This window comes from Leucobacter triazinivorans (assembly GCF_004208635.1).
In the GTDB taxonomy this organism is placed as follows: Bacteria; Actinomycetota; Actinomycetes; order Actinomycetales; family Microbacteriaceae; genus Leucobacter; species Leucobacter triazinivorans.
Genome location: NZ_CP035806.1, coordinates 693,543 through 706,765 on the forward strand (window position 1 = coordinate 693,543; position 13,223 = coordinate 706,765).

Below are 13,223 nucleotides of genomic sequence, written 5' to 3' on the forward strand. Positions count from 1 at the left end.
CCGCTCGCTCAACCAGCGAGGCCGGGCTTACTCCTCGCCGTCCTCGAGCTTCTCGGGGGCGGTGCCATCGATGATCTCGATCGTCCCGGTCTCGGGCGCGAGGCCCGCGAGCTTCTGCGGCTGCAGGATGTCGTCGAGCTGCGCCTGGTCGAGCAGGCCGCGCGACACCACGAGCTCCGAGACCTTCTCGTTGGTCGCGAGCGCCTCCTTGGCGAGCTTCGCCGCGGCGGCGTAGCCGATGACGGGTGCGAGCGCGGTGATCACGGTCACCGAACGCGACACCGTGTCCTCGAGGCGCTGCTCGTTGGCCGTGATCCCGTCGACGCAGTTGACGCGCAGCGTCTGACAGGCGCGTTCGAGCCAGGTGATCGACTGGAAGAGCGAGTGCGCGATGATCGGTTCGAACGCGTTCAGCTGCAGCTGGCCCGCCTCCACCGCCATCGATACGGTCACGTCTGCGCCGGCGACCGAGTAGGCGACCTGCGACACGGCCTCGGGGATCACCGGGTTGACCTTGCCCGGCATGATCGAGGAGCCCGCCTGGCGCGCGGGCAGGTTGATCTCGCCGAATCCGGCCTGCGGCCCGGACGACAGCAGGCGCAGGTCGTTCGAGATCTTCGAGAGTTTGAGCGCGCTGCGCTTGAGCGCCCCGGAGAAGGTGATGAACACTCCGGTGTCGCTCGTCGATTCGACGAGGTCGCCCGCGGTGACCAGCTCGAGGCCCGTGATGTCACGGAGGTGCCGGATCACGGCCTCCTTGTAGCCGCGCGGCGCGTTGATCCCGGTGCCGATGGCGGTGGCGCCCATGTTGACCTCGCCGAGCAGGCTCACGGCCTCGCGCAGGCGCTCGATGTCCTCGCGCAGCGTCACCGCGAACGCGTTGAACTCCTGCCCGAGCGTCATGGGCACCGCGTCCTGCAGCTGCGTGCGGCCCACCTTGATGATGTGCGAGAATTCGCGCCCCTTCGCGGCGAACGAGTCGGCGAGCAGCGCCAGCTCGTCGAGCAGGCTGCCCAGCGAGAAGGCGAGCGCGATCTTGATCGCGGTCGGGTACGTGTCGTTGGTCGACTGGCTGCGGTTGGTGTGGTCGTTGGGGTTGATGAAGGCGTAGTCGCCCTTCGCGTGGCCGGCGAGTTCGAGCGCGCGATTCGTGATGACCTCGTTGGCATTCATGTTGGTCGAGGTGCCCGCGCCGCCCTGCACCACGCCCACGACGAACTGGTCGTGCAGCATGCCGGTCTTGATCTCCTCGCAGGCGCGGTCGATGAGCGTGACGCGCTGCTCATCGAGCGCTCCGATCTCGAGGTTGGCGCGGGCCGCCGCCTGCTTCACGCAGGCGAATGCGCGGATGAAGTCGGGATACACCGAGATGGGGCGACGTGCGATCGGGAAATTCTCATGAGCGCGCGCCGTGTGCACCCCCCAATAGGCCGACGCGGGGATCTCGACGCTGCCGATCGAATCCGTCTCGGTACGAGTCTGCGCTGACAAGAAGTCACTCACCGGTATCTAGGCTCCATTACTCGAAGAAAAGCGGCCTCTGCCGCACAACGGGATCCAGCCTACTCGGGATCACGCAGAGATTCGGGCCAAGAGGCCCGCAATCCGAAGGATCATCTGCGAGGCGGCTCTGGATCGTCGATTTCGTTCACCCGAATGGCCCCCGTGGCCCCGACCCCCGGACCTTCGACCGGGGCCGATTCCCCGGCCCCCATCGCGGCTCCGCCGCGGCGCAGCACCGAGATCGGCGCGGTGAGCGTCTCGGTCTGGCGTCGCGGATCGTCGGCGACGCCCGGCCGGCCGGCGTGCGTCACGGTGAGGCGGAATCCGCGATCCCGATGGAATCGCAGCTCCCGCTCAGTGAAGAGCCAGGTCAGGCCGATGCCAAACGCGAGCAGACCGGCGACGGCGCTGATGACGAGCGTGGAGCGCGGCCCCAGCGCATCGGCTGCGGCGCCCACGAGCGGCGCACCCACGGGCGTTCCGCCCATGAGGATCGCCATGTAGAGGGCGAGCACGCGACCGCGCACGGCGGGATCCACCGTCGTCTGCACGAACCCGTTCGCGGTGGTGAGCATCGTGGAGATCGCGAGCCCGAAGAACACGAGTGTCGCCGCGAACGTCCAGAACGACGGCATGAGCGCGGCTGCGAGGCTGACCACCCCGATGCCGCCGACCGACATGATCACCACGCGCATGCGCGCGCTCGGCCGCCGCGCCGACAGGAGGGCCCCCGAGAGCGACCCGATCGCGAGTATCGAGGAGAGCAGGCCGTAATCACCCGCCCCGCGGCCGAACTCGACCGCCATCGTCGAGGAGATCACCGGGAAGTTCATGCTGAACGCGCCGACCAGGAAGACCATCACGAAGATCACGAGCAGGTCGTGCCTGGCCAGCACGTACCTGAACCCTGCCGAGAGCTGACGCAGCTGCGACTCCCGCGCGGATCCCCTCGGACGCCCGGTGCGCCGCGCGTCGATGAGCAGCAGCGCGCCGAGCACCGCGAGGAAGGACGCGGCGTTGATGAGGAACACCCAGCCCGATCCCACGACGGCGATGAGCACGCCGGCCACCGCGGGCCCGACGAGCCGGGCCGAGTTGAAGGAGGCCGAGTTGAGCGCCACCGCGTTGGAGAGCTGCTCGGTGCCGACGAGGTCGGAGACGAAGGCCTGGCGCGAGGTGGTGTCGAAGGCGTTGACGATGCCGAGCGCGAGCGCGAAGCCGTAGAGGTGCCAGAGGTGGGCCTGCCCGGTCACGAGCAGCACGCCGAGTCCCGCTGCGAGCAGCATGAGCAGCGACTGCGTGACGAGCAGCACCCGCCGCCGGTCGAAGCGATCCGCCACCGCACCGCTGAAGGGCACGAGCAGCAGCTGCGGCCCGAACTGCAGGGCCATGGTCAGGCCGACCGCCGCGGCGTTGTTGTCGGTGAGCTCGGTCAGCACCACCCAGTTCTGGGTGGTCGCCTGCATCCACGCGCCGATGTTCGAGACGAGCGCTCCTGCGAACCAGATGCGGTAATTGCGCACGGCGAGCGACCGGAACATGTTCGACACGAAGCGGGCGACCTCCTCTGGTTGGCGCTGCACTGAAGGCCCTGTCGGGCACCTCAGGGTACAACGCGTTCGCGCATTGGGCTATTCCGCGGGTGCGGGTGCCCCGGCAATGCCCGGATCCCGCCCGTCATCCTGTGCGAAGGGCGCAGCCCGGAGTCGCAGGATCCACCACCCGCCATGGATCCTGCGACTCCCTCCGGTCGCGTAGGATGACGGGCACGGCACCAGTCGCGCAGGATGACGGGCAATGCCTCCGGCCGCGCAGGATGACGGGCAGGGCACCAGTCGCGCAGGATGACGGTGGGGTCAGAACTTTCCGCCCATGTCGAGCAGCCTGCGGATGCGATCCGGGATCGGCGGGTGCGTCGCGAAGAGGCGCTGCATCACGCCGGGCTTCAGCGGATCGGCGATCCACAAGTGCGCCATGCTCGACTGCTGCTTCTGCAGCGGCTTGCCGTGCTCGGAAAGCTTGTGGAGTGCGCTGGCGAGCGCCTCGGGGTGCCGGGTGGTGAGGGCGCCGGTCGCGTCGGCGAGGTACTCGCGCTGCCGCGAGACGGCGAGCTGCACCATCGACGCGACGAGGGGCGCGACGAGCATCGCGACGAGCCCGAAGATCATCACCACCGGGTTGCCGCTGTTGTTGCGCCCGAAGAAGGCCATGCGCATGAGCACGTCGGCGATCATGCCGACGGCGACGACCAGGCCGTAGACGATCATGGAGACCCGGATGTCGTAATTGCGCACGTGGCCGAGCTCGTGCGCCATTACGCCTTCGAGCTCGGAGTCGGTCATGATGTCGAGCAGACCGGTGGTGGCCGCCACCATCGCGTGCTCGGGATCGCGGCCCGTGGCGAAGGCGTTGGGCGCCGGATCCTGCACGATGTAGACCTCCGGCATGGGAGTGCCCGTGGTGATCGAGAGGTTCTCGACGATGCGGTAGAGGCGCGGATTGTCGGCCTCGGAGATGCGCTGGGCTCCGCTCATCGAGATGGCCTGCCGGCCCGCGGCGAAGTACTGGATCGCCGCGTAGCCGAGGGCCACCACCACGACCGTGATGACGATGCCCGGCGAGTTGTAGATGGCCGATGCGAGCCAGCCGAGCCCGCCCACGATGCCGATGAACAGCAGAATGATGAGAACGCTGTTGACCTTGTTGCGGCGTATGGCGCTGTACACGGGCGGCCTAGAACTGGATGCGCGGCGGCTCCGAGATCGATGCGACGTCGTCGACCTCGAAGAACTCGCGCTCGGTGAAGCCCATCGCGCGCACGAAGACGGTGTTGGGGAACACCTGGATCTTGGTGTTGTATTCCCGCACGCCCCCGTTGTAGAAGCGGCGGGCGGCCTGGATCTTGTTCTCGGTGTCGACCAGCTCGCCCTGCAGCTGCAGGAAGTTCTGGCTCGCCTGCAGCTGGGGGTACGCCTCGGCCACGGCGAAGATGCTCTTCAGCGCCTCCTGCATGTGGTTCTCTGCGACCGACGCCTCGGCGGGCCCCTGCGCGGAGATCGTCTCGGCACGCGCCTTCGTCACCGACTCGAAGACGCCCTTCTCGTGCGCGGCGTAGCCCTTCACGGTGTCGACCAGCGAGGGGATGAGATCTGCGCGGCGCTTCAGCTGCACGGTGATGTCGCTCCACGCCTCGTCGACGCGCACGCGCAGCGTGACGAGCGAGTTGTACGTGATCCAGACATAGCCGATCAGCAGGACGAGAACACCGACCGCGATGAGCGCGGCAATCAATCCACCAGACATGGGTGCATCCTATCCGGCCCGGCCATGAAAGCGCTGCAAGCGCACCGCCCGGGTGCCGCGACTACTCTCCGAGCACCCGGGTGAGATACGGGTTCGCGAAGATCCGATCGGGATCGAGACGATCCCTCGTCTCCCGGAACCGGTCGAACGCCGGGTACCGATCCCGCAGCGTCGCGGCCGAGCGGGTGTGCATCTTGCCCCAGTGCGGACGACCCTCGTAACCGGCGAGGATCGCCTCGGCATCGCGGAGATACCCCCGATCCGGATCGCGCCAGTACTCGTGCACCGCGATGTACCCCGAGTCTCGGCCGTGCGCGGTCGAGAGGAGCAGCTCGTCCGCCGCCGCCGAGCGCACCTCGATCGGGAAGGACACGCGGTACCGGCGCTTCTCGATCATCGTGCGCAGCTCGCGCACCGCCTCGGGCACCGCCTCGAGCGGCACGCTGTACTCGAGTTCGCGGAACCGCACCCGCCGATGGGTGACATACACGCGATGCGACACGTCGACGTAGCTGCGGCGGCTCGAGAGCTGCTCGATGACCCGGTTGACCCGCGGCGTGATGCCCGGGAGCACCCGGCCGAGTGCGACGCAGCCCCCGAAGGCGACATTGTTCGCCAGCTCCTCGTCGGCGAAGCGCGCGAGGCGGGTGAGCGGCTCGCGGCCGTGATCCCACGGGAGTCTCGTATTGACCTTGGTGCGCGTGCCCCGCGTGTGCGGAAACCAGTAGAACTCGAAGTGGTCGACCGCGCGCGTGCGCTCCACGTAGTCGTCCAGCACGCGCTCCAGCGCCTCCGGCGCTTCCTCGGCGCGCAGCAGGTAGCGCGGGACGCACTGCAGAGTGACGGTCACCAGTACGCCGAGCGCGCCGAGCCCCAGGGCGATGGCCGGCAGCATCTCGGGATGGTGATCCTCGTCGATGGTCAGCACCTCCCCGCTGCCGGTCACGATCTGCGCCCCGACCACCCCGGCCGACAGGCCGCGCAGGCCGACGCCCGTTCCGTGCGTGCCGGTCTGCGTGGCTCCGGTGATCGTCTGGCGGTCGATGTCGCCCATGTTCGGGAGCGCGAGTCCCAGCGGCCCGAGAATAGCAGGCAGCTCCCAGAGGTGCGTGCCGCCCCACAGGGTCACTCTTCCTCGGGCGGTGTCGGCAGAGACCAGCCCGCGCATCCGGCTCATGTCGAGCCGGATGCCGTCGGTCGCCCCGATCCCGGTGAAGCTGTGCGAGGCGCCGATCGGCTTGAGCGGGTGGCCCGTCTCTCGGGCGCGCTGCACCGCGAGCACGATCTGCTCGACCGAGCGCGGCGCGATCTCGAGCTCCGGCTGGGACGACTCGGTGCGAGCCCAGTTGCTCCAGCGTGCCGTCACAGGAAGCACCGCCCTTCTCCTCGATACGTCGGGATCGCCGGCAGCGCGGATCCATCGCCGCCGATCGGCACGACCTCGTTGGTGTGCTCCATCACCTCGCCGGATTTCGTGTGGCGCAGCCACACGCGGTCGCCGGGGCGCAGCATCCGGGCGGCCGCGCCCCGGACGGGCGTCTGCACCTCGCCCGCGCCCTCGCGGGGCTCGAAGCTCAGCCCTGCGGGCCAGACGAGCTGCGGGAGGCGATCCGGTGCCGCGGGGCCCGAAGCGATCCACCCGCCGCCGAGCAGCGTCGCGCGATCCGCCGACGGCTTGCGCACCACGTCGAGGGCGAAGCCCACCGCGGGCGCCACGTCGAAGGCGTCGTAGTGGTCGAAGAGGTGCGGGCCGAAGAGTCCGCTGCCGGCGGCCACCTCGGTCACCGCCTGCTCTGCGGCGGTGCGCTCGACGGATCCCGTGCCGCCGCCGTTGACGAACTCGAGCTGCGCCTCCTGGCGCACGGCCGCCACCGCGGCGGCGCGCCGCTCCGCCAGCTCGGCGCTGCTCGCGCGCTGCATCGCGCGCACGAGCACGCCCTGGGCCGCGCGCCCGGACGGGCGGTCGCCGACCCCCGCGATCTGCGCTTCGTAGGCCATCACCCCGACGAGCGCGAACCCCGGGCGGGCCGCCACACGAGCGGCGAGCGCGCGCAGTTCCTGCGGCTCGTGCAGCGGCGAGCGCCGCACCCCGAGGTGCCCGAGGGCGCGACTGCGCCACGACGCGTCGAGATCGAGGCAGACCCGGATCGTGGCGCGCGTCGCGGGCGGCGCCACGGCGTCGATGAGATCGAGCTGCTCCGCGCTGTCGACCATCACGGTGACACGTGCCGCGCTGCGCTCGTCGGAGCCGAGCCTCGCGATCGCCGCGCGGTCCGCCGTCGGGTAGCCGACCACCACGTCGTCGACCCGCTCGGCGAGCCAGATCCCCTCGGCGAGCGTGTAGGCCAGCACCCCGCGGAACCCCGGCAGCGCGAGCACCGCGTCGAGCACGCCGCGCACCCGAATCGACTTGCTCGCGACGCGAATGGGCAGGCCTCCGGCCCGCCGGGCGAGGTCATCGGCGTTGCGACGCAGTGCCGCGAGGCTCAGCGCGACGACCGGGGCTGACAGCTCCCGCGTCGCATCGGTGAACGCGGGCCAGTAGTCGCCCGGCCGGATCCAGGCTCGATCGTCCGCGGCGGCCCGAACATCGGGGGCGCTGAGATCGAGTGTCATGGATGCAGTGTAGAGCCTGCGGGTGCCGGGCGCACCCCTCCCAGGCGCACCCCTCCCGGGCGCACCTCTCCCAGGCGCGGATGGCGCCGAGATCCCGATCCTCGTCGTTCGGCAGCGACGGAAAGGACCGAAATCGGGATCTCAGCGGCCGCCGACGGGGCGCGGGATCGCGGGATCGCGGGATCGCGGGAACGCGGCTCGCCCGCCCCCTCAGTCCCGCCGGAGATCCCGCTCGAGTTCCGCCCGCCAGGCCTCCCGCGCCGCCGCGCGACGAGTCCTCCACGCCCGCACGCGCACGTACACGGCCAGCAGGATCGCGATCGCGATCGCGACGATGAGGAGGATCTTGGCGAAGAGCACGCCCCCAGCCTACGCGGCGCGCACCGCGAGGTATTCTGGCCTCATGTCGACACGAGACCTCCCCGAGCAGATCGGCGACCTGCCGCGCATCGGTCGTCCGGCGAACAGCGCGCTGCTCTCGATCGGCGTCTCGACACTGCGCGAGGTCTCCGAGATGCGCCGGTCCGAGCTGCTCGCGCTGCACGGCGTGGGGCCGAAGGCGGTGCGGATCCTCGAGACGGCGCTCGCCGAGGCCGGGCTGGCGTTCTCCGAGTAGCCGCGCACGAGGGGCTGTTCGCGCGCCGGCGCGGCGCGTACGCTGGCGTCATGTGCGGGAGGATCATCGTCGACTACGACGAGAACATGGACGTTGCGGGCGGGGGCGAGCTGTCGCAGTGGCTGACGGGCAGACCGGACGGCTATCAGGCGTCTTGGAACGTGAAGCCGACGCAGCGGATCCCGATCGCCCTCACCTCGGCGAAGGACGGCGCGAAGCGGTTCGAACTCGCGCACTGGTCGCTGGTGCCACCCTGGTCTCAGGACCTCAGGCTGAAGTTTCCGACCTTCAACGCCCGGAGCGAGCAGCTGGCGGAGAAGGCGACGTTCAGGGGACCGCTCAAGCAGCAGCGCTGCGTGGTCCCGGTGTCGGGGTTCTACGAGTGGACCGGTCCGAAGGGCAGCCGCACCCCGCACGCCGTCTTCGGCCCCGAACCGCTGCTCCCCCTGGCGGGCCTCTACTCGTGGTGGCGCGAGCCCGGCGCGTCCGAGGGAAGGGGCTGGCACCTCACCGCGACGATCCTCACCCGGGCGTCGGCGGGGGTGATGGGCGATCTCCACGATCGGATGCCGGTGTTCATGAGCGACGAGCTGCTGCTCGAGTGGCTCGATCCCGAGACCGAGGGAGATCAGCTGCTCGTGGATGCGGTCTCGGAGGCGGCGCTGCCGATCTCGGAGCGGTTGCGGGAGTACGCCGTCGGGCCGCTGCGCGGAGACGGGCCGGAGCTGATCGAGCCGCTGACGGTCCCCCCACTGGGATTCGAACCCAGACTGCGCCGATTTTAAGTCGGCTGCCTCTGCCGATTGGGCTATGGGGGGCACTCCATATTCCCACACGACCGCCCGGCGGAGCCGGACCCCTATGCTCGAGCGGCAATGCCTCCCCCGGAAATAGGAATGCACGACGTCGGCCTCGCCTGGCTACGCTCGAACCGTGGCTCCTTCCCGCGTTCGCTGGTGGGTGCTCGCGGTCGGCCTGCTCGCCCAGACGTTCACGAGCATGCTGCAGTTCGGGCTCCCGTTTCTCCACCCGCAGCTCTTCTCCCTCGCGGGCTCCTCGGCAGAGATCGCCGCCCTGCTCATCGCGGCCCCCAGCGTCGGTCTCGTCGCCTCGCTCTTCGCATGGGGATGGGTCGCGGATCGTCACGGCGAACGCCCTGCGATGGTGCTCGGTCTGGGATCGGGGGCCCTGGCGCTCGGCTCGCTCGCCCTGCTGCTCGGCGCCCGTCAGTACACACCTGTTCCGGTGGTCTGGTGGGGCTTGTTCCTCTCGAGCGCGCTGCTCGCGTCGGTCAACTCGGCGTCCGGGCGGCTCATCCTCTCCTGGTTCCCGCTGCACGAGCGCGGTCTCGCCATGGGGATCCGGCAGACCAGTCAACCCCTGGGCATCGCGTTTGCGGCCGCGCTCTTCCCCCTCGCTGCACAGGGGTCCGGATTCCATGCCCCGCTCGGCATGGTCGCTCTCGGATGCGCGGGGGCGGCACTGCTCGTAGTGTCCACCGTTCCAGCGCTCGCGGCGGCGTCGGTTTCCGCGCACTTCACGGAGGCCGGGCGGGGCCCGCTTCGCTCCCCCTACGCCCGCTCCCCCATCTGGCGCATGCACGGCGCGAGCGCGCTGCTCACCGTCGCGCAGTTCCTCCTCTCCGTCTTCGGCTTCGTGTATCTCGTGTCGGCGCAGCACTGGGATCCGGTCGCTGCTGGGCTCTTCTTCACGGCGACCGGCCTCGCGGGAGCCGTGATGCGGGTGCTGATGGGGTGGTGCTCGGATCGCCTCGGATCGCGCCTGCACCCGCTGCGCTGGATCGCCATCGCGCTGCTGCTCCTCCTCGGGATGCTGAGCGCGCTGGCCCACGCACCCGCAGCCGCCGCGCCGGAGCCCACGAGCCTCGTGCTGGAGCGGGCGTTGCTCGCGGCGCTGTTCATGGCGACCGTGCTGAGCTCGTCCAACAACGGCCTCAGCTACACCCTCGTGGCCGAGTATGCCGGGCAGCGCTGGGCCGGCAGAGCGCTCGGCGCGCAGAACACCGCTCAGAACGCGGTGGCCGCAGTCGTTCCACCGCTCGGTGCGCTCTTCCTGGGCGCCGCGGGATTCGGAGGGCTGTTCCTGCTCGGGGCAGTCGCTGCGGGGACCGCCGCGCTCGCGCTTCCTCCCTCCTCTCGACCGAGTCGATGAGCCGAACCCGCGGCTCGAGCTCGTCGAGACCGGAGAACGGCCCTCATCACGACAGGGTCGATGAGCTGGGTCGAGGTCAGCCGGGCGTCTCGGCAGGCTCGTCGACCGTTGCCGTTTCACCGCACCTCGACTGCAGCCTCAGCTCGGTGAGGAAGCGCTCGGAGAGCGGAGAGCGCTCGCGCGCGGCGTGCGTGATCACCCCGACGCTGCGCTCCACCTTGAGTCTGACCGGCAGGATGCGCAGCCCCGGGTCCGTCGCAGCGACGAGATCCGGCATGACCGCGATCGTGTCGCCGACAGACACGATCGCGCGCATGATCGTGGCCGAGGTGCACTCGACGAGGTTCACTGGAACGGGCACGCGCGCCTGCGCGAAGCAGCGTTCGACCTCCCTCCGCAGGGAGGTCTGCGGCAGTGGAAGGATCCAGGCTTCGTCACGCAGCTCATGCAGCTCGAGCCGCTCAGCTGAGGCGAGGGGGTGCCCGGCGCGCGCGACGACGCGCACCGGCTCGCGGAACAGCTCTTCGAGCACGAAGTCGGCGTCGAAGAACTGCTCGGACAGCCTCCCGACCACCACGTCGACGGCTCCCGCGCGCAGCAGCTCGACGAGCTGGTCCGGGGCCGCCTCCCGCAGCGTCACGGTCGCTTCGGGGCACTGCATCTTGAGCGCCGCGACCGCCTGCGGCAGCACGGTCGTCGAACCGCTGAGGTGATTGCCGATGATGAGGTGACCGCGCTGCCCGCGGGTGCGCAGCTCGATCCGCCGCTGCACGTCGCGCAGGCGGGCGGCGACGACCGCGGCGTCCCGCAAGAACTCCCTGCCGAACTCGGTCGGCGCCACCCCCTTGGGCCCGCGTGTGAAGAGCTCGGCGCCGAGGATATCCTCGATCTCGGACAGCGCTCGTGTGACGACGGGCTGGGTCACGTACAGCGCCTCGGCGGCACGGATGAGGGTGCCGCACTCTGCGATTGCCAGCACGATGCGGATGTGCCTGAGCTTGAGCCTGCCGTCGAGCAGGGCGTCTGAGGTCATGTGCGTAGGCTATCCCGAGTCACTCGCATCCACGCGTCACCCGCGAGCGAGATGCGCCTCCTCGACGGTGCGCGCGCCCTTCTTCGCGGCTTGGACGAGCTCGTAGACGTGAGTGCGGAGGCTCGCGAACTCGGCATCGGCGCGGGCACCGAGCTGGTCCCGCTGATCCCCGAGGTACACCTGCGCGACGTCCACGACCGGCATGACGCCCACGGTGATGGGGGTGCGTTCCGCATCCGGGGATTCCGGGGTGATCGGGGGTGCTCCGCTGCATCCTGCGAGCGCGAGGGCTGCGGCCGCAGTGGCGGTGATCGCGATGGTTCGCAAAGACTTGCGCATGATTCTCTCCGTTGAGCTGGGTGGGTGGTGAGGATGCTGGGGCGAGAGACGGGCACTCTCACGCCCCAGCGGTCGCGCCGGGCCTACGTCCCGGGCAGATCGAGGAACCGCCTCGCGTTCTCGAAGAGAATCGCGTCGAGCTGTTCACGCGTGAGGAAGTCGGAGCGCTCGACCACCGCGCCGACGGGGCGCTCGCCGAGCGGGTAGGGGTAGTCGCTGCCAACCATCACCTGAGTGTGGCCGAGGGTGTCGACCAGCAGTCTGAGCGCCTGCGGCGTGAAAACGACGGAGTCCACGCTGAACCGATCGAGGTAGTGGCTCGGCGGGTGCTCCGAGGTCGCGATGAGGTCGCCCCGACGGTGCCAGGCGTTCTCGAATCGGCCGAGCCAGTGCGGGAAGGATCCGCCCCCGTGCGCGAAGCAGATCCGCAGCTCCTCGGAGACCCGGTCGAAGACGCCGCCCAGGATCATCGCGACGAGCGATAGGTGGGTCTCCTCCGGCATTCCCGTGAGCCACTGCGCCATCCAGCGCGAGTTGCGCACCGACGGCCGCATGTCCCAGGGATGCACGAAGACCGGCACGTCCAGCTCGGCGCAGTGCTGCAGAAACGTGACGATCCCGGCGTCGTCGAGATCCCGGTCGCCGATGTGGTTGCCGATCTCGACGCCGCGGTGTCCGCACGCGACCGCCCGCTCAAGCTCGGCGCAGGCGAGGTCGGTGTCCTGCAGCGGCACCTGGCAGAACGGGATCAACCGGCCGCCGCCGGAAGCGGCGAGTTCGAGTGCCCTGTCGTTGAAGATCCTCGCGACCCGGGCCGCGACCACACCCGTCTCCTCGTAGGAGAAGAAGACGGGTGTGGGAGACACCACCTGTCGTGCGACACCATCCCGATCCATGTCGGCCAGGCGCAGCTCGGCGTCCCAGCACCGCGCGTCGATCCTGCGGAACTCCCGGTCGCCGAGCATGATCATCGCCTCGCGCTCGGAGTCGATGCGCAGGGCGGGCAGCCCCTCGCCGAGCTCCGGCCATCCGTGCGGGACCGAGTGGGAATGGATGTCGATGGTGCGCACTGAGGGCTATCCCTTTCCGGGGTGCAGCGTGCCGCAGCCGGGGCACTCGCGCTTGCTCAGGTCGTCGTGGAACTCGTTGTAGACGACCGGCAGGTCCGTCTCGATGTTCTCGAGCTGCACCGACACCTCGTGGAGCAGGAAGTTGCAGTTCTCGCAGAACCAGCCGAACTTCTCGGTCGTGCCCGCCGCGCGCACGCGCTCGACGACGAGGCCGAGCGAGTCGGCCTCGGGACGCTGCGGCGAGTGCCAGGTGTTTCGCGGCAGCAGCCACATCTCACCCTCGCGGATGTCGATGCGCTCGGCGCCGCTCTCGCCCTGGACGAGGACGTGGGCGTTGCCCTTGATCTGGTAGAACCACTCCTCGTAAGGCTCGTTGTGCCAGTCGTGGCGCTGGTTCGGGCCGCCCACCAGCATCAGGATGTAGTCCTCGGAGAGCGGGAATATCTGCTTGTTGTTGACCGGGGGCTGGAGCAGGTGCGCGTTCTCGGCCAGCCACTTCTGGAGGTTCATGACCGGGGGTACCGGAGTAGACATGTGTTTCCTTTCTCTGTCCGGGGCCCGCCATCGGGCC

Annotated in this window: 14 protein-coding genes and 1 tRNA gene; 3 read left to right on the top strand and 12 right to left on the bottom strand. The window is 69.6% G+C overall.

The window, feature by feature from the left end:
- Positions 1-27: 27 nt before the first annotated feature.
- The 7 genes from EVS81_RS03180 to EVS81_RS15745 all read right to left on the bottom strand — a co-directional run bounded on the left by EVS81_RS03180 (position 28) and on the right by EVS81_RS15745 (position 7,782).
- Entirely contained in the window at positions 28-1,503 is a 1,476-nt protein-coding gene (locus EVS81_RS03180) for an aspartate ammonia-lyase (RefSeq protein ID WP_130109100.1), read from the bottom strand.
- 110 nt (positions 1,504-1,613) lie between these two features.
- Positions 1,614-3,044 (bottom strand): MFS transporter, encoded by a 1,431-nt coding sequence (locus EVS81_RS03185; RefSeq protein WP_130111261.1) that lies wholly within the window; start codon positions 3,042-3,044, stop codon positions 1,614-1,616.
- 315 nt (positions 3,045-3,359) lie between these two features.
- Positions 3,360-4,229, bottom strand: coding sequence for a M48 family metalloprotease (locus EVS81_RS03190; protein ID WP_130109101.1), 870 nt, complete (start codon positions 4,227-4,229; stop codon positions 3,360-3,362).
- A 7-nt stretch (positions 4,230-4,236) separates the two neighbouring features.
- Entirely contained in the window at positions 4,237-4,806 is a 570-nt protein-coding gene (locus EVS81_RS03195) for a LemA family protein (protein ID WP_130109102.1), read from the bottom strand.
- A gap of 61 nt (positions 4,807-4,867) precedes the next feature.
- A complete protein-coding gene (locus tag EVS81_RS03200) occupies positions 4,868-6,181 on the bottom strand; it encodes a D-arabinono-1,4-lactone oxidase (protein ID WP_130109103.1) in 1,314 nt (437 codons plus the stop codon).
- Positions 6,169-7,422, bottom strand: a complete 1,254-nt coding sequence (locus EVS81_RS03205; RefSeq protein ID WP_130109104.1) for an alanine racemase — start codon at positions 7,420-7,422, stop codon at positions 6,169-6,171. Before EVS81_RS03205 ends, EVS81_RS03200 begins: the two co-directional genes overlap by 13 nt.
- Positions 7,423-7,632: 210 nt before the next feature.
- A complete protein-coding gene (locus tag EVS81_RS15745) occupies positions 7,633-7,782 on the bottom strand; it encodes a hypothetical protein (RefSeq protein ID WP_165384170.1) in 150 nt (49 codons plus the stop codon).
- A 43-nt stretch (positions 7,783-7,825) separates the two neighbouring features.
- Between EVS81_RS15745 and EVS81_RS03210 the strand changes: the two genes are divergently transcribed.
- Positions 7,826-8,038, top strand: coding sequence for a helix-hairpin-helix domain-containing protein (locus tag EVS81_RS03210; protein ID WP_130109105.1), 213 nt, complete (start codon positions 7,826-7,828; stop codon positions 8,036-8,038).
- A gap of 86 nt (positions 8,039-8,124) precedes the next feature.
- Positions 8,125-8,823 carry an SOS response-associated peptidase gene (locus EVS81_RS16235; RefSeq protein WP_420813275.1) on the top strand — a complete coding sequence of 233 codons (699 nt, stop codon included), beginning with the start codon at positions 8,125-8,127 and terminating at the stop codon, positions 8,821-8,823.
- Here EVS81_RS16235 and EVS81_RS03220 read toward each other — a convergent pair.
- A tRNA-Leu gene (locus tag EVS81_RS03220) sits at positions 8,783-8,856 on the bottom strand. The genes EVS81_RS16235 and EVS81_RS03220 overlap by 41 nt on opposite strands.
- A 115-nt stretch (positions 8,857-8,971) precedes the next feature.
- Between EVS81_RS03220 and EVS81_RS03225 the strand changes: the two genes are divergently transcribed.
- Positions 8,972-10,210 (top strand): MFS transporter, encoded by a 1,239-nt coding sequence (locus tag EVS81_RS03225; RefSeq protein WP_130109106.1) that lies wholly within the window; start codon positions 8,972-8,974, stop codon positions 10,208-10,210.
- Between the two features lie 76 nt (positions 10,211-10,286).
- On the opposite strand, the gene EVS81_RS03230 is transcribed toward EVS81_RS03225, so the two are convergent.
- The 4 genes from EVS81_RS03230 to EVS81_RS03245 all read right to left on the bottom strand — a co-directional run bounded on the left by EVS81_RS03230 (position 10,287) and on the right by EVS81_RS03245 (position 13,186).
- Positions 10,287-11,243 carry a LysR substrate-binding domain-containing protein gene (locus EVS81_RS03230; protein ID WP_130109107.1) on the bottom strand — a complete coding sequence of 319 codons (957 nt, stop codon included), beginning with the start codon at positions 11,241-11,243 and terminating at the stop codon, positions 10,287-10,289.
- A 36-nt stretch (positions 11,244-11,279) separates the two neighbouring features.
- Positions 11,280-11,582 carry a hypothetical protein gene (locus tag EVS81_RS03235; RefSeq protein WP_130109108.1) on the bottom strand — a complete coding sequence of 101 codons (303 nt, stop codon included), beginning with the start codon at positions 11,580-11,582 and terminating at the stop codon, positions 11,280-11,282.
- 83 nt (positions 11,583-11,665) lie between these two features.
- Positions 11,666-12,652 carry an amidohydrolase family protein gene (locus tag EVS81_RS03240; protein WP_130109109.1) on the bottom strand — a complete coding sequence of 329 codons (987 nt, stop codon included), beginning with the start codon at positions 12,650-12,652 and terminating at the stop codon, positions 11,666-11,668.
- Between the two features lie 6 nt (positions 12,653-12,658).
- Positions 12,659-13,186: a 3-hydroxyanthranilate 3,4-dioxygenase gene (locus tag EVS81_RS03245; RefSeq protein ID WP_130109110.1), complete on the bottom strand. Its 528-nt coding sequence runs from the start codon at positions 13,184-13,186 to the stop codon at positions 12,659-12,661.
- Positions 13,187-13,223: the final 37 nt, after the last annotated feature.